This is a genomic window from Streptomyces sp. NBC_01304, assembly GCF_035975855.1.
Taxonomy (GTDB): Bacteria; Actinomycetota; Actinomycetes; order Streptomycetales; family Streptomycetaceae; genus Streptomyces.
Genome location: NZ_CP109057.1, coordinates 1 through 19,908, shown reverse-complemented (window position 1 = coordinate 19,908; position 19,908 = coordinate 1). Strand labels below are relative to the sequence as shown.

At 67.5% G+C, this 19,908-nt stretch carries 20 protein-coding genes and 1 pseudogene; 17 read left to right on the top strand and 4 right to left on the bottom strand.

All coding sequences use genetic code 11. The features are described 5' to 3' along the window. Positions 1-81 precede the first annotated feature (81 nt). The 10 genes from OG430_RS48930 to OG430_RS48885 all read left to right on the top strand — a co-directional run bounded on the left by OG430_RS48930 (position 82) and on the right by OG430_RS48885 (position 8,962). Entirely contained in the window at positions 82-762 is a 681-nt protein-coding gene (locus OG430_RS48930) for a hypothetical protein (RefSeq protein ID WP_327359804.1), read from the top strand. Next, positions 759-1,505, top strand: a complete 747-nt coding sequence (locus tag OG430_RS48925; RefSeq protein ID WP_327359803.1) for a nuclease-related domain-containing protein — start codon at positions 759-761, stop codon at positions 1,503-1,505. The genes OG430_RS48930 and OG430_RS48925 overlap by 4 nt, the downstream gene beginning before the upstream one ends. Positions 1,506-1,600: 95 nt before the next feature. Further along, a complete protein-coding gene (locus tag OG430_RS48920) occupies positions 1,601-1,960 on the top strand; it encodes a hypothetical protein (RefSeq protein WP_327359802.1) in 360 nt (119 codons plus the stop codon). Positions 1,961-1,992: 32 nt separating this feature from the next. Continuing rightward, positions 1,993-2,262 carry a hypothetical protein gene (locus tag OG430_RS48915; RefSeq protein WP_327359801.1) on the top strand — a complete coding sequence of 90 codons (270 nt, stop codon included), beginning with the start codon at positions 1,993-1,995 and terminating at the stop codon, positions 2,260-2,262. Between the two features lie 78 nt (positions 2,263-2,340). After that, positions 2,341-3,540: a hypothetical protein gene (locus tag OG430_RS48910; protein ID WP_327359800.1), complete on the top strand. Its 1,200-nt coding sequence runs from the start codon at positions 2,341-2,343 to the stop codon at positions 3,538-3,540. Positions 3,541-3,654: 114 nt separating this feature from the next. Beyond that, positions 3,655-4,443, top strand: coding sequence for a hypothetical protein (locus tag OG430_RS48905; RefSeq protein WP_327359799.1), 789 nt, complete (start codon positions 3,655-3,657; stop codon positions 4,441-4,443). Positions 4,444-4,589: 146 nt separating this feature from the next. Continuing rightward, entirely contained in the window at positions 4,590-5,234 is a 645-nt protein-coding gene (locus OG430_RS48900; protein ID WP_327359798.1) for a hypothetical protein, read from the top strand. A gap of 153 nt (positions 5,235-5,387) precedes the next feature. Continuing rightward, positions 5,388-6,668 (top strand): ParB/RepB/Spo0J family partition protein, encoded by a 1,281-nt coding sequence (locus OG430_RS48895; protein ID WP_327359797.1) that lies wholly within the window; start codon positions 5,388-5,390, stop codon positions 6,666-6,668. Further along, entirely contained in the window at positions 6,665-7,612 is a 948-nt protein-coding gene (locus OG430_RS48890; protein ID WP_327359796.1) for a ParA family protein, read from the top strand. The genes OG430_RS48895 and OG430_RS48890 overlap by 4 nt, the downstream gene beginning before the upstream one ends. Before the next feature lie 84 nt (positions 7,613-7,696). Then, positions 7,697-8,962, top strand: coding sequence for a hypothetical protein (locus OG430_RS48885; RefSeq protein WP_327359795.1), 1,266 nt, complete (start codon positions 7,697-7,699; stop codon positions 8,960-8,962). Positions 8,963-9,040: 78 nt separating this feature from the next. Here OG430_RS48885 and OG430_RS48880 read toward each other — a convergent pair whose 3' ends face one another. Genes OG430_RS48880 through OG430_RS48870 form a run of 3 tightly spaced genes read right to left on the bottom strand, consistent with a single transcriptional unit; the run spans position 9,041 to position 11,637 of the window. Beyond that, entirely contained in the window at positions 9,041-9,505 is a 465-nt protein-coding gene (locus OG430_RS48880; protein WP_327359794.1) for a deaminase, read from the bottom strand. Next, positions 9,502-10,185 (bottom strand): RibD family protein, encoded by a 684-nt coding sequence (locus OG430_RS48875; RefSeq protein WP_327359793.1) that lies wholly within the window; start codon positions 10,183-10,185, stop codon positions 9,502-9,504. Before OG430_RS48875 ends, OG430_RS48880 begins: the two co-directional genes overlap by 4 nt. A 42-nt stretch (positions 10,186-10,227) precedes the next feature. Beyond that, the gene (locus OG430_RS48870) at positions 10,228-11,637 is read right to left on the bottom strand and encodes a helix-turn-helix transcriptional regulator (protein WP_327359792.1); all 1,410 of its coding nucleotides are present in this window, start codon (positions 11,635-11,637) and stop codon (positions 10,228-10,230) included. Between the two features lie 288 nt (positions 11,638-11,925). Between OG430_RS48870 and OG430_RS48865 the strand changes: the two genes are divergently transcribed. After that, entirely contained in the window at positions 11,926-12,234 is a 309-nt protein-coding gene (locus tag OG430_RS48865) for a hypothetical protein (protein WP_327359791.1), read from the top strand. Positions 12,235-12,462: 228 nt separating this feature from the next. On the opposite strand, the gene OG430_RS48860 is transcribed toward OG430_RS48865, so the two are convergent. Beyond that, a complete protein-coding gene (locus tag OG430_RS48860) occupies positions 12,463-13,176 on the bottom strand; it encodes a hypothetical protein (RefSeq protein ID WP_327359790.1) in 714 nt (237 codons plus the stop codon). A 383-nt stretch (positions 13,177-13,559) separates the two neighbouring features. Between OG430_RS48860 and OG430_RS48855 the strand changes: the two genes are divergently transcribed. The 6 genes and pseudogenes from OG430_RS48855 (at position 13,560) to OG430_RS48830 (ending at position 19,616) form a co-directional block, all read left to right on the top strand. Then, positions 13,560-13,724, top strand: coding sequence for a hypothetical protein (locus OG430_RS48855; protein WP_327359789.1), 165 nt, complete (start codon positions 13,560-13,562; stop codon positions 13,722-13,724). Positions 13,725-14,090: 366 nt separating this feature from the next. Then, positions 14,091-15,284 (top strand): hypothetical protein, encoded by a 1,194-nt coding sequence (locus OG430_RS48850; RefSeq protein WP_327359788.1) that lies wholly within the window; start codon positions 14,091-14,093, stop codon positions 15,282-15,284. Next, positions 15,285-16,715 (top strand): annotated as a pseudogene (dnaB, locus tag OG430_RS49660) (replicative DNA helicase); the annotation flags it as partial. It lies immediately after the preceding gene. A gap of 1,415 nt (positions 16,716-18,130) precedes the next feature. Continuing rightward, positions 18,131-18,766, top strand: coding sequence for a hypothetical protein (locus tag OG430_RS48840; protein ID WP_327359786.1), 636 nt, complete (start codon positions 18,131-18,133; stop codon positions 18,764-18,766). A 117-nt stretch (positions 18,767-18,883) separates the two neighbouring features. Next, positions 18,884-19,204: a hypothetical protein gene (locus OG430_RS48835; RefSeq protein ID WP_327359785.1), complete on the top strand. Its 321-nt coding sequence runs from the start codon at positions 18,884-18,886 to the stop codon at positions 19,202-19,204. A gap of 124 nt (positions 19,205-19,328) precedes the next feature. Further along, positions 19,329-19,616, top strand: coding sequence for a hypothetical protein (locus OG430_RS48830; protein WP_327359784.1), 288 nt, complete (start codon positions 19,329-19,331; stop codon positions 19,614-19,616). Positions 19,617-19,908 lie beyond the last annotated feature (292 nt).

Sequence of the window (19,908 nt, the reverse complement as noted above, 5' to 3'; positions counted from 1 at the left end):
TCCCGGCCGAGGCGCGTCTGCCCAACACATCTGCGCCTCGGTCGGGTCCACCCAAGATCCCTCGACACGGAGGACACCGCCGTGCTCACCACATCCTGGCTGACCCGTGACGAGCTGGCCGACTATCTCGCCGCCAGCCCGCTGCCCCTCACCCTCTCCCCCACCCCGCAGGACGTCGCGACGGCTGTCGCCGAGGACCTCCTGACCCACCGCCTGCCCTGGCCCACGCTCGACTGGGAGGCCGGCCGCTACCCGGAAGGCACTCGCGACCGGCGCCTGCGCTCCCGCCGCCTGGTCGACGACCTCGGCGTGGACAAGCTCCATGACGCCCTGGACGACGTGCTGCTCTCGGTGCGCGCCCTGACCATCCGCCAGCCCTGGGCGGGTGCGGTGACCCACCTGGGCAAGCGCACCGAGAACCGCTCCTGGCGCTCCGGCTACCGCGGCCTGGTCCTGCTGCACGCCGCCAAGGAAGCCGACACCCGTCTGATCACCCAGGCCCGGCAGAGCGACCCCGATCTGCCCCTGCACCGGCAGGCCGTTATTGCCACCGCCAAGATCACCGGCTGCCATCAGGCCCGGCGCACCGAGCAGGGCGGCATCTGCTGCAGCCCGTGGGGCGAACCGGGCCTGTGGCACTGGGAGATCAAGGCCGTACACCCTCTGGCCCGGCCGGTGTCCTGCTCGGGTGCCCTGAACCTGTGGCGCCCCAGCGCCGACGTCCTCAACGCCGTCCTCGCGGTCGAGGAGGAGGGTCGATGAGCCGCCCCGCCTCGGTCCTGGGTACCCCCGGCGCCTCCGCGCAGCGCCGTGCCAACGAGCTGCGCCGCCAGGAGCTGCGGTTCCAGCGGCGCCGCGCCGCGCGCTGGATAGTGGTCGCGATCGTCCTGTGGGTCTGCGCCGCCGAGGTCGCCGGCAGCGTGCTGCCCACGTTCATCGACTGGCTCGCCGGAGCAACGGCGCCCTACGCGCTGCTGAAGAGGTTCTTCGAGCCCGGAGCCGAAGTGCAGCGCTGGACGGCCGGAGCAGCCGCCGAGCGGCGCACCGCCAAGCATCTCGACGCCCTCGCCCGGCGCGGCTGGAGCGTCCTGCACGACCGGGCGATCCCCAACTCCCGTCGAAATTTGGATCACTTGGCGCTGCTTCCAGATGGCCTTGGCGCGGTCTACATCGACAGTAAGAGCACCCGTGGCGGTGGCAAGGCCGGCCTGCGCGGCGACGCGCTCGTGCTCGGCAAGACCGCCTACCCGGACGCTATCAAGGGCGTCCTTCGCGAGGCCGAGGAGGCCTCCCGTGCGCTGCGGGTTCCTGTGCATCCCGTGATCGCCATACAGGGGGCCTCAGTTCCTGGGGGCCGCCTCAAGCACTCCAGCGGACTCGACATCGTCGCCGCCCGCGACCTGCGCGCCCTGCTCACCGCGATCCCGCATCAGCGCAACCCGCAGGCCCTCGCGGAGCTCACCGACACGGCCGACCAGCGCCTGCCCCGCTACACCGCCGGCTGACGGCCCCTGATGGGCGCCAGGTGCTGCTGCGCCTGGCGCTCGTCAAGGACCGGCCACCCGGCCGGCGCCCCTCCCCCTCGCAAAGGAGCTCCTGCGTGACCCGCGCCCTGATACGGCAGATCCAGGTCCAGCTCGCCGAGAGTGCCGCCCGCCTCGCCATCGTCGACAGCGGGCCCGAGCCCCGCGAGGCCCGGCTGCTCTGGCACCACCTGTGCCGCCGCCGCACGCTGCTGGCCGCGCTCGCCGACGACGCCGAGCACCTGGTGCTCGCGCACGCCGAGTCCGGTGATACCGCGGCCGCGGCTGGCGTCGGTGAACTCGCCGAGCACTACCGGCACTTGTACGGCCTCGCGTGCCGGGCCCTCGCTCTCCACCTGCCCGAGCAGGTCCGCGCCGTGCGCCAGGCCACCCGCGGCCGCGCCGCCCCGCACACTCCCCCGTCACCCCGGCCCTGACCACCGGCCCGTCATTGAAGGAGGCCTGCGCCATGGCGTACGACCCGGAAGACCCGCGCACATTCGTCGGCCCGAAGGTCTGGGAAGGCCACCGCCTCGACCGCCCCGCACGCGGCGGCATCGTCGTGCGCGTCCGCGTCCTGGAGCTCAGCGACGACAGCAAGACCGCCACCGTGATCGCCGAGGACTGCGGCACCGTGACCCGTCAGGGCGAGCAGTTCACCGTGCCCGCCAGCTCCATCGCCCCCTGGTGGGAGGACGTCATCGCCTGTCTTTCCGATAGCGGCGAGCACCACCACTGACCCCCGCGGAGGGTGCCGGACCCCGATTGTCAGACCCGTCCGGCACCCTCGATCTACGACGACAAGGAGCACATCCCAGTGAGCCGCCGCATCTACCTCGACGCCGAATTCGTCCCCCACGACAGCAGCAACCGCGGGCTCGTCTCCATCGCCCTGGTCGACGACTCGGGCCGCGAGTACTACGCCATCAACGCCGATCACGACTACGCCGCTGTGCAGGCCCATGAGTTCCTGCGCGAGCATGTGTGGCCGACGCTCCCCCGCACCGAGGCCCTCGACCTCGACCGCGCCCACCCGTCCGTGAAGCCGTTGGGGCAGATCCGCACCGAGCTCGCCGACTTCTTCGACGGACCCGAACGCGCGGAGCTGTACGCCTGGTACGGCATCCAGGACCACTACCGGCTGATGGGGCTGTGGGAGCACGACTGGCAAGCCATGCCCCGCTCCGTCCCTCGGATCTTCCACGAACTGCGGGCGCTCGCCGACGCGGCCGGCCTCGAGGAGCTCCCCGAGCCGGATGGCGTCGTCCATCACGCTCTCGCCGATGCGCACTACGCCCGGACCCTGCACCGGCACATCACCAGCATGACCACGTCCAGCGCCTTGGGCAGCTTGGAGGACGCCGCCGAGCTGGCCCGCTACCGCACCGCCAACGACCGCGGGGCCCTGTTCCGCTTCGACGGGCCGGTCACGGTCGACGAGCTGTTCGCTGGCGAACTCGAATTGCTGCGCGGGCTGGTTGCCTCCGTCCGTGTCTCGGCGCAAGGCGACTGCCTGAGCGAGATCGTCCGGCAGCTCAAGTGGCACGACGTACAGGTTGATGCCGCCCTTGCCGAGCAGCAGCGCCGGGACGGCTGCACCGGCCGCGATAGGTGCACCTGCTCCTGGTGTGTTGTCGACGAGGCGGACCAGGTCGTCGAACTCGCGCGGGCAGCACACTCTGTGCCGTATCCCGTCGTTCGTCCCACGGGCTACGCGGTGTGCATCCTGCCCGACGACTCCCCCAACGCCCGGCTCTACACACTCAACGTCATCGAGCTCGGCAACGACCAGTGGGCCGTGCGTCACCTGGAGGCCTATCTCAGCCCCGACGGCACCTGGGACGATTCCCCCATGCCCCACGACGAGGGCTGGATGACGTCCCACAGCTGGGACCGCAGTACGGCGCTCGCGTTCGCCCGTCTCGCTGCGGTCAGCGTCCCCGTCAACGGCATCCCCGCCCTCTCCGTGCTGCGGCGTGCCACCAGCGAGATGAGGGGAGCCCGGAACGATGGCTGACGTGAGCTGGACAGCAGAGGGTGAATGCGGTCACTGCGGATGGCGCGGTGAAGCCCAGTTCGAGGACGGCGCGGTGGTCGAGTCCGGCCACGACTGCGAGGAAGACGGCTGACCATGAACCCGGTCACCAAGGGGGAGCGAGTGACGGACATCAAGCTCAATGACGCAGCATCAGTCGTGCCGGGAGCCTGCCAACAGGTCGACGAGGTGGAGCCGCTGTCGATCGCGGAAGAACAGCAGATCGCCTATGCCGCCCTCGAACGCCTCATGTCCCGGCTAGACCAGGGCGACCGCCTCGTCGCCGTCAGTACCTCTATGGCGATCATCTCGGCACTGGACGGCATCCGAGATCTGTTCTTCCAAGTCGAACGCGTCCTTGAAGAACTTGAGGAGGACAGCGACGACGCGCAGTTGCGCGAAGACCTTGCCAAAGTCCGGGCCGCGCAAGCGCCAGGGCCCAGGATCCAGAACCTTGAATACCAGTGCAAAATGCTCGCTCGAAGCCTGATGCGTGTCCACCGTCGCTCACTGCCTTGGAGGCAGCGCCCGGATGCTTCTTACAACGACTATCCGAACCTGGTCGGGGACGCCTACCCCCACACAGCTGGCGACCTGGCAGCGGTCCGGGAAGATGCAGAAACCGTGAGGTGGGCCATTATCCACGTGGCCTGTGCCGTCCGTGACGGCGATGACACCGATCCCATGGTCGACGCGTACGAGGCCCTCGCGGGCACAGACGACGAATCCGCAGAGCGCTCGATCATCGCCGCGGTAGCGGCCCTCTTCGAACTACTCCACGCCAGGACACCGTTTCCGCAGTTCGCAGAGACGGTCGAAGCCGTACGCGCCTGGGCTGCTGCTCTTCGGACAGAAGCCCAGGTGGTGGTGGACTGCTTTGGCTAAGGCCGGTTCAGCGTTCTGGTGGCGGTGACTGAGGCACCTCACCCCACCGAGATCGGCCCAGCGACTACGTCTGCTGGGCCGATCTCCTGTTTCCGATCAGGGCGGCCCTCTCGGACTTGGCGCCCGGACGCGGGATACTGCGGGGCATGGAGGAGGAATCGTCACAGCTGCGCGTCGCGGATGAGTGGTACAGGCATGTGCCGCCGCCAGCCGTGCCCGTTCCAGCTGCGCACATGCCGCCCGACCTTCACGGGTGGCGGGCGATCGTCTCCGATCCCGATGTCGGTGTCATCACCGACCTGAGGATCATCGGGAACATCCGGCACGACGCCGATGGCGGCTGGGCCAGCGTACTGCCGGAGATCGACTACTGGCGCCTGCAGATCACGCCGGAACGCCCTGTGTACCCCCGGCAGGTGGCGGTGGAGCATGTCTGCGTCGAGAATCGGCTGCCGTACGAGCCGCCAGCAGCCGGCCAGACTGCTCCCTCGACACCGTCGCCGTCCGACCCTGCCTCTTTGCTGCGTCGTCTCGCACCACGGCCAGACCAGCCGGGGGCCCGGATCCCGGTACCGGCCCGCAGCGTTGGGAACCTGCACGGCAGGCCGATCATCCAGGTCACCCCGCTCGGCTTTGCCTGGAACCTGAGGGCGATCAGTGAGCCGTACGAGACCGAGGAGCACGACATCCTCGTGAATCTGTGCGGAGCGGAGCACTACTTCCGGTGGGTCATCACCGGCGTGCGTCCAGAGCATGTCCCGATGGATCTCTACATGCTCTGGACCGAGTAGCCTCCGGTCCCAGATTTTTCGTCGACGAAAAGTGCTGCCCGTCAACTCCGAGCCACTAACCCGTGCCCAACCAAGGACGTGTGCCGTCTGGGCACGCCCGGACGGCTAGGGTTCTTCTGGACTTAGCTCTCAAGCACGACCAGGAGGATCCCGATGCCCCGGACGAAGCCAGGCTCGCAGGGTGGCCAGAAGCCCGACGGCCAGCGTCCGACCGGCAAGGGGAAGAACGACACGGACCGTACCCCCTTCCGGAACATGGTTGAGGGCGAGCGGTTCATGGCCGATATTTCCCAGATCGCTCCCAACCCTCGGAACGTGCGCGAGGACTGGGAATGGGAAGAGGCCGACTTCGAGGACTTCGTGGGCAACGTGGAGCAGCACGACGTGCTGCAAGACCCCACCGTCATCGCGAAAGCCGTGTTCGTGCTGAAGTTCCCCGACGACGCAAAGCACGTTCCGGAGAACGCGCTATGGGTTCTGGGTATGGGCGAGCGTCGTTGGCGTGCCGCTGTCCGCCTCGGCAAGAAGCAGCTTCCCGTCGTTCTGAGGAATTCCTCTGCAGACAAGATGGACGAGGTCCTCTGGAGCGAGAACCAGTCCCGCAAGGGCTTGGACCCGATCCAGGAAGCCATCATCTTCCAGAGGTTCCGCACTGAGCAGAAGCTCAACGCCGAGCAGATCGCGGCCCGGCTGGGCAAGCGTGGCGACAAGGCCCTCAGCGGGTCCGAAATCTCCAAGAAGATCAAGCTGCTGCAGCTCACCGACGGGCCGGCCCGTCGGGCAGTCCGGCAGCGCAAGCTGGGTGTTGACCCCGCCTACCAGCTGCTCAACAAGCTCCGCACCACCAAGAAGGTCGAAGAGGCATGGGCCTTGATGGAGCGCGAGGGCATCGGCTGGCAGAAGGCCCTCGAGGCTCTGGCGCCCTCCGAGAAGAAGCCCTCAAAGAAATCGGAGCCTCAGCCTAATTTTTCGTCGACGAAAACCGGCACCGACATCGAGACCCCCAAGTTGCCTGCGCAGGGAGGCAGCAGCGACGTCAGCAACAAGGCGGACGCTGAGGCGCGGCGGGCTCGTTCGATCGCTTGCCAGCACGTACTGTCTCAGCGCACTTACGGTGAGCCCGATGAACTCGCTGAACGCCTGGCGCGGTCGATCCTGGTGCACGCGGGTGAGCCTGCGGCACAGGCAGGCATGACGCTCCTTGAAGGAGCAGGCATCCCGGTTCCCGAGGCGCCCTTGAACGGGACCGGGCTGGCCCGGCTGGCCGACGCCATCGCCCTTGCCTCGGACGAGTTCCGCGCCAGCTCCCGCAGCAGCAGCGATTGGGATGAGCACGACGTGCGCCACATCAAGCAGCTCGTCACCGAGGCCGGCTACGCCCCGAGCCCGACTGAGGCCCAGCACATCGCCAGCGGGGCGGAACTGCAGCAGTGAACACCCAGGAGCGCCCGATGCAGCGACGGTATCCCGACGGTCCGGTGGCCATCGGCATGGCGAACGAAGGCGGCGGCACCCGAAAGAGCACGGGCGGTGTCAACGCGTGCGTTGAACTCGCGCGGCGAGGCAAGAAAGTCTGGCTCATCGACGGAGACCCGACCATGATCGCCAGCTGCTATCTGGGATACGGGGTCACCAATCAGAAGTACAACCCCCAGCGGGTCAAAGAGGTCTATGACCGTCTCGACGCGATGACCACGATCTACGACGTGGTGCTGGGCGAGGCCAAGCTCACCGAGGCTCTGGTGCCTGCGCGCACGCGGATCAAGCCGAGTGAGTTCAACGACGATCCCCACGCGGACGATGACGATCACTTTGAAGTGATCCCGAATCTGTTCCTCGCGGTCGGGTCACGGGCGATGTCTCAGGCCTCGGCAAGCATCAACGACATCACGAAGGCGACGTGCGACGAGTACTGGCTGCGTCGTGCCATCGAGGACCTTCCTCCGGAGGAGGCTCCTGACGTCATCGTGGTGGACTTCAGGGGCGCAGTGGACACCCTGGAGATTTCGTATCTCTGCGCACTGGACTACATCGTCGGCTGCCTCAAGCCGGATCCCAAGGATGACGACACCCTCACCAAGCTGGAAAGCCTCATCGAGCAGGGGCGTCGCAAATTCCAGTTCTCCGGCGGATCGGCGGAGATGCGGCATGTGCTGTTCAACGGCTACGTCACCAACCGAGGCGCCTTCTTCGTCGACAAGTGGAAGCAGACGCTGGACTTCTACGGTGAGAAGACCCTCCCGTACATCTCAGAGAACGTGCAGTTCTACGAAGCAATGGAGGCCCAGGAACCAGTGCTGTACTGGTGCGGTGAGAACTCCAAGGCTGCCAAGGAGTTCGCGAAGGTCGTAGACAACCTCGACCTCATCTCCCACTGAGTATGGTTCGAGTGACAGGCGCCTTATCAGTCGGAATCCGCTGACCTCCTGACTGCCCACGATCAACGCAGGATGATCGTGGGCATGACTCTGCGAGCGAGAGACACCGTCACCGGCGAGCTCGTCGTGTTGACTCCGGATCCGGCGAGCGCGGATCACTTGCCCGTGGGCACGGTCGAGAACGAGCGCTACACGTGCATCAGCTGCGGCAAGGCGTTGTCCCTGTCGAAGCGCAGCGGCCCGCACTCCAGCTATGCCCCGCGGTTCGCTCACGGCGGCCGCCGGGCCGACGAGCAGGATGTGTGCGCGGCGCGGGCCGATGTGCGTGATCGGGTCGACCAGGAGGTCCAGGTCGTCATCGACCTGCACAAGCGTCTGGAGAAGGCCTGGCCCGGCACGCCGACCCGGATCGACTGCCCGGAACCCCAAGGGGATGGCGGGCCCACTCCGCCCGTCATCGTGGCCCGGGACGGGGACCAGGTCGTCGTGATCGAGTCGCCGCGCGGCGTGCTGACGGAGGCCTCCGTCCGGCGCCGGATCGAAGCGGTTCGCTACCGGTACGGCGTCCAGGCCCAGCATGTGTGGTTCTTCGCCGAGGACCTGTTGCACTTCCGCCAGGGTGGTCTGAAGGACAAGGCGGTTCGGCCGGCGGGGGAGTCCCAGTCGGTGCGGCACAGGCGGATACGGCCGACCGAGCAACAGCTGCAGATCATCGCGGGCGGGGGAGCCGTCTACTGGGTCGACGGTGACAACGTCCTCGTCCCGTACGGCGGTCACGACTTCCTGCACGAACCGCGATGGCGCGGCGAAGCCTTGGACTGGTCAGGGGAGATCGCCTGGCGCCGCCAGGACTGGGAGATCAGCCAGCCTGTCCCGGCGCCCGGAGCGCAGTGGTGGGGCCTGGTCCCGATCGGCCTGTCGACGCTGCGAGGCGGGAAGGTCGGCTTCCATCCGGCCGAGGCGCACGAGGTGATGGAGCGCCTGGAGCGTTCCCAGCAGGCGCGGTGGAACAGCTCGAAGAACGAGGCCCTCAAGCAGGCCCGCAGAAAAGAGGAGCTGCGTCGGCGGCCGCCGTTGCCCGAGCCCGTCACACCGTCGGTCCCGGCCCCGGCCCCTTCGCCGCCCCCTGTGCCCGCTGACCACGCTGCAGCTACACCGCCCTCGCCGCGTGCGGAAACTCCTGCAGTTCCTCCGCCGCCGGCCACCCCACCGTCGCCGGTCCCTCCCCGGCCCGAGAACCCGCCGACACCGCCGCGGCCGCCAGCGCGCCCCAAGGCACGGCGGAAGCTGCCGCCCGCGTGGCGTGGCCTGTGGTGGCCGACGCCCCGGCGCCGCCGGAAGCGCGGCTGATCAAGGATTGACAAGAGCGAGCCCATTCCAAAATTTTGGAATGGGCTCGTGGTCCTTGCGTTCGAAGGTCAGGCTCAGCTACTCCGGAAGGTCCAGGTGCTTGTTGGCTTCGCGGGCGTCGCTGGCGTAGAGCGGGAGTTCCACGACGCTGAGGCCAGCGGCGGTCAGGAGCTCGGCGCCCTGGCAGTTGTCGACGAAGTACGCGGGTTCCCGCCAGGCGATGACGACGCGGGACAGGCCGGAGCGCAGGATGTGTTCGGCGCAGCTCACTGGCCGGGACTTGCGTTGGCTGCAGGGCTCCAGGGAGCTGTAGATCGTTCCGCCCTGCAGTCGGTCCGAGTCCGTGACCTTGCCGAGTGCGGCCTCTTCGGCGTGAACATGGGGGTCGCCGTCTTCACGGGAGTAGCCGCGGGCGACCTCGTCGCCGTGGCGGTCGACGATGACCGCGCCGACGCTGTATGCGCCCTCGGCGGGCGGACAGTGGTGGGCGAGCTCGACGGCCATCCGCATCCACATGTCGTCGGCGGGCGTTGCGGTCGTCACTGGTCGCTCTCCTGCTTGGGCAGGTAGCGCAGCAGCACGACGTCGCCGATCTGCTGGACTTCGGCGAGCTTCATCCGGTGGGTGGAGCCGCCCGGGTAGTCGGCGGGGTGGAGGAAGGAGGGGGCGTCGGCCTGGCCAACGAGTAGGGGAGCGATGGCCAGATGGATCTCGTCGACCAGGCCGAGGGAGAGGAAGGCGGTGTGGACGTGGCCGCCGCCTTCGACCATGAGGCGCTCGATTCCGCGGGCGCCAAGGTCGTCCAGGAGCCGGCCGAAGTCAATGGTCTCGCCGAGGGAGACGACGTCGGCGAGGCCTGCGAGCCGCTCGCGCAGCTTCTCTGCTCCGGCGTCGGTGGTGTACGCGACTTTGGCGCCGCCGAAGTGCCAGAACTTGAGGTCCGGGTCGAGGTCGCCGGACCCGCTGATGGTGACCTTCAGTGGGTACTCGGGCTTGCCCGCAGCGATTCGGGCGGCACGCCGTTCTTCGCTGTTGACCAGCAGCCTGGGGTTGTCGGCGCGCATGGTGCCGGCACCGATGAGGATGGCGTCGGATTCGGCGCGGACCTGATCGACTCGCTGGAAATCTGCAGCGTTGGACAGCAGCAGTCGGTTGGGGCTGGTGTCGTCGATGTGACCGTCGACCGAGGTGGCGACGCTGAGCAGTACGTAGGGGCGGGGCATCTCGTCTCTCCGGGTAGCGGTGTACGGCGGTCCCCAGTGCGGCTAGGCGCTCTGGGGAATCGTGCTCCTCAGCACCTCATGGAACTGGGCCACGTCCGTGACCGTATGCCACCGGGTCAAGGCGGTGTCGAGGTGGGCAAGCTCGGTGAGGATCCGTGCCGACTGGGTGCTCGCGCCCACCGACAAGGCCTCTATCCCGATCTGCGCTGCGCGGTCCGGCTCCCCGGCGCCTGCGTACGCGACAGCCTCGCGTGCCAGGTACACGCCTCGGTCTCGGGTGTATCCGGAGGGCAGGTCGCTGATCGCCTTGGCGAACCCGGCCGCTGCCTCCTGGTGCTGGCCCAGCGCTTCCAGGCTGCGAGCTCGGTGCACTTCGATGTAGGCCGCGTCCAGCCAGACGCCCCAGTTTGAGGCTGGGTCGAGGTCCCTGGAGCTGATCAGTTCCAGGGCTTCGTCATAGGCGCGGTGCGCGGCCGCCGCATTCTTCTGCAGGGCGAAGCCATGGGCGGAGTACACAGCGGCCACCGCAGGGAGTTTGGTGTCGGGTCGGGCCATGGCGCGGGCCGCCTCGCCGTTGTCGATCGCGAGCATGGGGTCTCCCATGTCACCCGCCAGCTGCGCTTTACGTGCGAGCACGTACACGGTGAGGTCCGGGTCTCCGCTGGAGTAAGACCATTCAAGGGCACGGTCAGTCCAGTACTGTGCGGCCCGGAAGTCGCCAGCGTCCTGGTGGGCCCAGCCGAGGAACTCGGCGTACTGCGTCCGCAGTTGCTTCAGCTCCCGCTGATCTGTACCGGTCCGGGTCTTGATCAGTGTCTGGATGACATGGATCTGCTCCGTCGTCTTCTGCAGGACCGAGCGCGGCCCCATCACGTTGTCCATGTCGATGAGCAGTCGCCGCATATCTCGCAGGTGCTGGATCGGATGCGCATCCGGGACGATCAGGGGTGGAGCGCCGTCCGTGGAGGCGAGCGCTGTGGAGGGCACAGCCGCGGTAAGAGCAGCTGCGGCGCTGAGGCCGAAGAAGGCGCGACGGGGCACAGACACAAAGGTGACCTTTCCTTCGTGGAGGATGGGGAGAGAGATCGCCTCCCCGGTCCACGGTGTCTGCGCGTCCAGTTTGTCGGCCAGAGTCGCCGGTGCTTTAGCTCCATGGAGCCCCGAATTGGCTCCATCCGCAGCGTCGTAGGCGCGGATGTCGATGCCGTTCTCGATGTCCTGACGCAGCTGGACGAGCACTCCGCCCGCGCCCACCGCGCGGTCGTAGGCGGTGACCATCTCGATGCTCGGGAGCTGTTGCCCGCGCTCGGACCGTCCCAGGTACGTGGAGTGAAAGTTGGTCCGAGCTGCGAGGTTGGCCAGCGAGAGCTCGCCGCGCCATTCGCGCATCCGCGCACCCAGGTAGTGGGCGCTGCTCTCGTACGGCGTCAGGACGTTCGGCTTCTGCCCCACACCGTTTCCCCCTCCCCGTAATGCAGCTAGGAGTCGGCTCCATGCGGCTCCATTGCACATCTGGAATCCCAGTGTCCCAGGGGCAAACCTAGATGTGCGACCGGCCACAGCAGATCCGGAAGGGGGACGGGCGCATGCCGAAGTGCTGCTGCAGGAAGCCGTCCGTGCCTCGGGCCTCGCGAGACCGAGCTGCTCAGTGCCAGCGCCGATCGTCCGAAGTTCCCCGTGTCGCCGGCCTCCGTGTGGCCATCCAACTGCCCGCTCATCCACGTTCCCTTGGAGGCCTTCATGCACCACCGGCCGGCGCACCTGACGTCCGCCGACTACTCCGATGCCAGCTGCACGGAGTTCACCGGCATCATGCAGGCCCTCGTCCACGACTGCAGGGCCCGCTTAGAGCGGCATGCCCCCGAGGGGCAGTGGCGGCCGGGCGGCACCGAGCTGCTGGAGCAGCTGGCCGAAGCCGACGAGCTGCTCGATCACCTCTCCCGCGCGATCTCCACCGCTCGTTCCGGAATCCGCCGCCTCGACGGACGGGCCCGTGAGGAGTTCCTCGAGCGCACCGTTCGCCAGCCCGCAACGCCGTCACCTTTGTAGGCGGCGCCCTAGCCACTCTCGGTCGACCCGAGTTCCCCGTGCCGGGACTCCGAGAGTTCAGGCGAGACCGGTCCACCCACCACACACCACCGGTCTCGCCCGCCCAGCGGGTGGCCCTCGGCTCCGTGTCTGCCCAACAACCGACCGGGAGCCGGGGGCCACCCTTATCTCTTCCCGCCTGGAGAGGCTTCGCCCTCCACAGCCCGCAACTCGTCGGCGCGCTCCGGGTCAAACCGTGGGTTCACCGAGGCGCAGCTGGTCGATGCGTTGTCGGGCTGCGGCCGCGGTCGCATCTGCTCGCGCGTCACCAAGCTCCAGGATTTCGACGAGCCGATCGCCGAGCCACACGATTCGCGTGGAGTCCTCCTGGACCTGATGCCACAGCGCGTAGGCGCGCTGGACGGCATCCCAGTACGCGTCGCTGGCCAGTTGATGCCAGCCGCGGGCGGCGTCCAGGTAGAGCTCGCAGGCTTCGCCGACGAGCCCAGCTCGGTAGGCGGCGTGGGCGCGGAGCTCCCGGGCACGAAGGGCGTGCGGGTGGTCCAGGCCGTGTTGGTCGGCGAGTTCGGCGTCGAGGTCCTGGGCGAGTTTGAGGGCGATGTGGTGCCGGTCGCTGCTGATCGCTTCGTTCACGGTGGCGACGCGGACCGCCAACTCCGGGGGCACTCGGCGGGCATCGGGATCGTCGGGCAGCTGGTGCGCGGCGTGAGGTTCGACGACTTCGCCGTCCGGACCGACGACGAAGTGCCAGACGTGGCCGTCGGGTTCCGTCGCGTTGACGCGGACGGGTCGACGGCGCTGCCGGGCAATGCGGGCAACGTGGTTGAGCGCTGCGGCGCGTGCGCCGGAGAGCGTGCCGTCGGTGTGCGCCCGGACCTCAACCCCGTCCACCCAGCTGCGGCCGTCATGAGCGAGCGCGACCGCCAGGTTCTGCGCACTCATCCACAGGCCCCCACGTACATACTCGTTTTGCGGGCGGATCCTCCGCCTCGTGGGTCCATCAGACCACGTCAACCGGCGTGCGTGGGCTGGTGCCTGGGCCTCCCGCCCTACGGGAGGAACCTCGGTCAGAACGCCTTCGTTGTCGCTGGGACGGACGTGATCTTTGACGCCTTTTCAATTTCTTGGGAGGACACGCGTTTCAGGGTTCCCAAGATCACACGGAAAGGTCTAGGCTCGCGTTTTGTCTGTACGTATCTGTACTCATGGAGGGAGGGGCGCCGATGAGCAGTCGCCGGCCTGGGTTTCCTCACCGTGTCACTCTGGACCTCACCACGGACCAGTTCGACACGTTGACGGAAGCCATAGATGAGTCCGGTGGGTCCATGGCCGACTTCATGCGCGCCATGATCGAGCTCTGCAAGGCCGACCCGGAGCTCGCAGCCCGTACGGAAGAGCACCTGCGGAAGTTGCGCGCCAGACAGCGTGAAGAGCGCCGGCGACGCGGCAAGCGCCCTGCCACTTCAACTCGGGAGTTGTCCGTCGCATGAGCCCCTAGACCGTCTAGGTCAGCAGGCTCCGGCGGGGTTCTTCGCCCAGAAACGGCGAAAGGCCCCCGGCACCACCCGGAGACCTTTGCACCTAAGAAGCTGACCGCACACCACTGCCCACACGCCTTCACCAGGCGGTGTGGTTGCTAGCCCAACAGACCAATGTCAGAGCACGTGACCGTTCGAAGCGGTCGGGTGTGTTGTCTGCCCAACTCTTTGGAGGGTAGCAGTGCAAGCGCTGCGCATCGAGACCACCGAGTCCCTTGACCGGGTGGTTTCACGTCACATCATCCTTGGATCACACACCGCCGCTCGGCGGTCGCCCAAGGTCAACACCACGCACCACCTGCACCTCGGGGGTGCAGCGTGAGCACCGAAGAGTACGTGCTCCAGGGAGCACCCAATGGAGGCTGGACCACCACTCAGTCGTTCGACTGGGTGGCACTCTGCCCCGGCCTGAGCGACGGGGCGTACCGCCTCTACATGATCCTCCGGTCGCTGCTGACCAAGCACGGGCCAGTTCGCGCGATCACGCCCGAAGAGCTTCGGTACCTGTTGACGAACGCCAAGGGCAAGCCGTCGAGCATCAGCCGCATCCGCGACCTGATCCGCGAGCTGGAGAAGGCCGGTCTGCTGTCTGATCCTAGCGGCGGCACCCTGCGGATCTCGGACCGGAAGACGGCGCAGACGCGGCGTGTCTCCATCCAGATCAACGACCTGCCTGCGAAGGGGGAGCGCTACCGGGGGTGGCGCAACACCTACGACGCTCTCACCCACCTTCGCGAGCAGGCAGAACGGGCGCGTCAGAATTCCAACGCGCCTGCCCCGGAGGACCCGAGCGCGTCAGAATTCCAACGCGATGCGTCAGAATTCCAACGCGATGCGTCAGAAAAAAGACGCGATGCGTTGGATCTTCAACGCGCACCCTCTCCCGAAAACGGGCCCTCACCTGCACAAACGCCGGATGCGGCGGAAGCCCCCTCTTCTTCTTCCTTTGTTTCTTCCTCTTCTTCTTCCTCTTCCGGCTCGGGCGCCTCGGAGCCGGAGCAGCTGGCGCTGGCTGAGGGCCAGGCAGACGACGAAGAGACCCACAGCGAAGAACCGCAGCAGGCTGCGCCTGGTGTACCCACTGCGCGGGTCCCGGCTGAGGCCGGGGACGACCTGGACCAGGACGGCGCTGGCGACCAGATGCCGGTAGAAGTCCAGGAGTTCGTGGCAGGGCTGCCGGGCATGGCGAGCAAAGGGCCGAAGTCGCAGGCGACGCTGTACCCGCTCACCGCGACCGCGTTTGCCAACGGGTGGACCTCGAAGACTCTCGCCGTGCACCTGGCACGGGAGGTCAACCCGTCCCAGTGCCGCAGCGTCGCTGCGGTCTACAAGCGCCAGCTCGCTGATCTGCCCACGCCTCCGGCGGCGCCTGCTCCACGAATGGTGCGCCCAGGCCGATGCGAGGAGCACCCGGAGATGAGCACAGAGGGCGGCGGTTGCCCGTTGTGCCCCCGCGAGACGCGTCCAGCGGGCGGCCGAGGCCGAGCTGCCCTCGCTGCTGCCCGCTCGTAACCCCACACACAGCAAAGTGGCGCCCGCCGCTGGGAATCGACCGGGCGCCGCACGGACCTTCCAGGAGATCCGCCCATGAACCTTTCCACCCACCGCCAGGACGAAGGCGCCAACCGCACTTTCATGCGCGTCCCGCCGCAAGACGTACCGGCCGAACAGTCCGCCGCCGGCGCCATGCTGCTCAGCCCCACAGCCATCGCCGAAGTACGCGGGACCATCACCGCCGCCGACTTCTACCTGCCCGCCCACGCCGAGGTGTTCACCGCGGCCTGCGAACTTGCCGACCGTGGCGAACCGGTCGACCCGATCACCCTCGCACCCGAGCTGGAGCGCCGCGGCACCCTGACCCGAATCGGCGGCACCTCCTACCTCCACACCCTCGTACAAGCCGTGCCGACTGCGGCAAACGCGGAGTACTACGCCGAGATCATCCGGAAGTGCGCGGTGCGGCGGCACGCGATCGAGGTGCATACCCGTGCCATCAACGACCTGTACGAAGGCGAAGGCGACCTCGACGTCATGGTCGACCGACACGAGGCCGAACTACACACCGCACATCGCGATGCCCGCGCCCGTATCCCCTACCAGAAGCTCGGCGAAATCGTTGAGATGGCTATCGACGACCAGGAGAACCCCGACGACCAGCCGGGGATCCTCACCGGATTCCAGGACGTCGACAGCCTCACCAACGGCTTCCGCCCCGGCGAAGTCATCGTCGTCGCCGCTCGCCCCGCCGTCGGCAAGTCCACGCTGGCCGTGGACTTCCTGCGCGCCATCGCGATCCAGCAGAACATCCCCACCGCACTGTTCTCGCTGGAGATGGGCGCCCTTGAGATCGGCCAACGCGTCTTGGCGGCTGAGGCCCGGGTGGGGCTGCACCACATCCGCGGCTACAAACTCACCGACGACGACTGGACTCGCATCGGCAACCGCGTACCCGACCTGATGCAAGCACCCATGTTCATCGACACCTCGCCGAACCTGACCATGGCCGAGATCAAGACCCGGGCCCGCGAGATGCACAGCCGTGAAGGACTGTCACTCCTCGCCGTCGACTACCTGCAGCTCCTCGAAAGCGGTTCCCGCCGACGCGGCGTAAGCCGGCAGGAGGAAGTCGCCGACATGTCCCGCCAGCTGAAGCTCCTGGCCAAGGAACTAGACATCCCGGTCATCGCCCTGTCGCAGCTCAACCGGGGGCCCGAGCAGCGCGAGGACGGCAAGCCGAAGGTCTCTGACCTGCGCGAGTCCGGCGGGATCGAGCAGGACGCAGACATGGTGATCCTTCTGCACCGCCCCGACCTGAACGAACCCGAATCGCCCCGAGCAGGGGAAGCCGACCTGATCTTCGGGAAATGCCGCAACGCCCCCACCTGCACGATCACCGTGGCATTCCAGGGCCACTACTCGCGGTTCACCGACATGTCGAGCGACACCGACAGCTCCGACGCCTACCGCAACACCCTGCCCCGCCGCGAAGCCCCCACAAAGACCCCTGAGCCTCTTCCGTCCCCCCGGACGGGCGAGAGGGCGGGATCATGGCCCACGGGCCCACAGGCAGCCGTACAGCACCCTTCCCAGGGTGATCATGCGGAACTCGCCACACCCGCCCCGGAATCCACACCCGAAACCGAGCCCGCCTCGATCTCCGATGAAATGGCGCAGGCCGCCAGCTCCTTCGGTTCCGACGTCCTGGCGCTGAACGTCCCCGTCCCGGCGCCGTGCCCGCCCGGCTGCGTCGCCTGCGCCACCGACGAATCCCACGACCCGGCGCCGCCCGCCGGCCGCGACCAGGAGCCGGCCGAACCCGTCGCGGACAAACCAGCCGCACCTGCGCCGCGCCGAAAGCCCGCAGCCAAGAAGGCCGTCCTGCAGACCTTCGTCGCCGACAAGGTCGCCCGTGCCCTCGATGAGCACAACGGCGACCAGGACGCGGCCCTCAACGCCCTTGCTGGTGACGGCGGTTCAGCGATCCCCGACGTCATGGAACTGTGGGAGATGACCCGGGTCGAGACCAACTACACCCCGACTGTCTACCCGCAGCTGCCCGACCCCCTTGTCCGCAAGCGCAAGGACGAGGCCGACGACATCTGGGAGGCCCGCCCGAAGTACCGCACTCCCCACCCGGTTCCCGACGGAATGGCCGTGACCGAGCTGGACGTCAACGCCGCCTACCTCGCCGCACTCCAGTCCTCGCACCTGCCCGTACGCACCCTCACGCACAACCATGAGGGCTGGCAGGACCTGAGCAACTACGGCAAAGGCACCAACCTCGCGGGCATTGTCCGGATCAATCCCATTGCCTGGGACCGATCCGATCTGCCCCACCCTCTGGGCGATGACCGCGAAACTGCAGGCCCCCTGTGGATCCCCACCAGCACCCTCATCGGGATCAGGGACTTCGCCTCACCCTCCTACGGCTCGCTGTGCGAGATGCCCACGATCCTCGAGGCGTACGTAGCCCCCGGCACGGAAGCGCTGTTCAAGGACCTCGTCAAGGTCCTCAACGAGGCCCGCATGCAGGCCTTTGAATCTCGCGACACCCTCACCAGGCGCTACGTCGCCTCGATGTACGCCAAACTCGTCTCCACCATGGGCGACTCCCGCGCCAACCACGAGATCAAGCGCCCGGACTGGGTCCACATCATTCGCGGCCATGCTTTCGCCAACCTCCGTCGCAAGGCCGTCCGGGCGAGCGAGGCCGGCCTCGGGATCGTCCACGTCGGCGGCACCGATGAACTCCACCTCACCGGCGACGTCTGGGCCGCACAGCGCAACGGACGCCCCCTGTTTGCCGAAGGCCGCGCCCTCAACCAGATCAAGGCCAAGAACAAGGGCGGTGACCAGTAATGGCCCGCGACCGTCACAGTGGTGGCGCCCTCAACTCGTGGGGGCGTGGACCCGACTCCGGCGGCTCCACCTTCGGAGACCAACTGACCTCCGAAGTCCGCGCCCTCATCGAGGCCGGTGACGTCGTTCCGTCGCGCGAAGATTCCCCGGGAGTCAGGGCCCAGCTCACCTATCTCCAGACCCGCAAGGGCGGGCGAGATGCGCTGGACGAGGCAGGCGTCAGTCGCCGCACGGCCCGTGCCTGGAGCGTGCGAATGCCGGGCAAGGCCAACCGAGAAAAGATCAACCGGGCCTACTGGAGCCTCAAGGCCAAGAACTGGGCCAAGACCGGCACCGCCGTACCCAAGGGCGTACGCAAGGCCGTAGAACCGCAGGTACAAGCGCGCACGCGAGGCCGCCGCATGACGGTGACGCCCGTCGACTGGCGCGACGTACAAGCACAAGCACAGGGTGCTCAGAAGACGGCGAGCGAGCGCACAATCCGTCCCTCGCAGCGCAGTTGGGACAACCTCGTCAGCACGTGGGCGGGAGGCGACGAGCTTGACATGGACTCGGCGTGGATGGATTTCGCGAGCGAGCTTGGGTCACCGCCAGAGCTGTACTACGAGGCCGGACACGTTGGATTCTCGCTCTGATTGACAACGTGGTGCGGTGCTGGGGAGCCTCCCGAGAGGGATGTCCTCAGCACCGGGATGGTGCAGCGGTAGACGTCAGGCCGGTTGGTGTCCGACCCGTCCGGCAGGATGCCGCGCATGGAGACCAACACCCTGCCCACCATCCGCTTCGCCTGCATCACGGACCCGAGCGGACAGCACGCATTCTTCTGCGCCACCCGCGTCGAGGACTTCGACCAACTGCTCGCCGCCTACGCCGAAGACGACGAGCTGAGCGCGGTGCCGTTCGAGTTCACCGACCCACAGGTCGTCTCCGCGACGCAGGAGTGGGTTGCCTACCGCACAGAGGGCGACCACCGCCCGATGGTGATGGTCGGCTCGATCGAGGACGGTTACTGGGTCAACTGGAACCTCTCCACAGTGCCGCTCCCGCCTGTCCCTGCCTATCCCGCCTTCTGATCCCTCCTCCCCACCCTGGCAGGGGAGCCTTCGCCTGAAGGGGTTTCCACTACGCCCGTTCGAGTGTGGGCCGCGAGTCGTAGGGTCGGGAGCAGGGAACCGAGAGCATGGGCAGGTGAGGGTTATGGGAGCGCGTCTGGAGCCGGAGTTGGCTGCTGCGTTGCGGAAGGCCTGGCACGGGACGACGGCTGATGGTACGGGCTTGGCGGACCGCCCCTTTGGCGATGCGATTGAGCGTGCCGAGTTGGTATACGACGTGATCTGTCTGTTCTACGACGAGGCCAAGTTCCGCACGATCGGGCCTGCCGTGGAGCGAGAGCTGTTGGCGAAGGTCGGCGATGCCGCGCGTGGCTATGCCGATCGGCTGTTCGTGATGTCGAGTACGAGCGGCGAGGATCTTGACGCTGACTGACGCACCCTTCGGTGATCGTGAACTCTCCATCCTGTGTGGGGTGTTCACGATCTTTGTTTGTGCCCCCGCCGACTGATTGTTGATCTTGAAGACGGAGCCCAACCACCCCTCCCCGTAGCCAGCCAAGGAAGCCGCGGAGCGGATTCCGAACGACTCGCGGAGCGAGTCGAGATCGGGAGAGATCGCGGAGCGATCACCCCGAACAGGCGCCGGAGGCGCCGGCACCGCTCCTGCTGCGCAGCAGCAGCACCGCCTTCCGCCCCGCAGGGGCGGCGCTCCGCGGCTCCGCAGG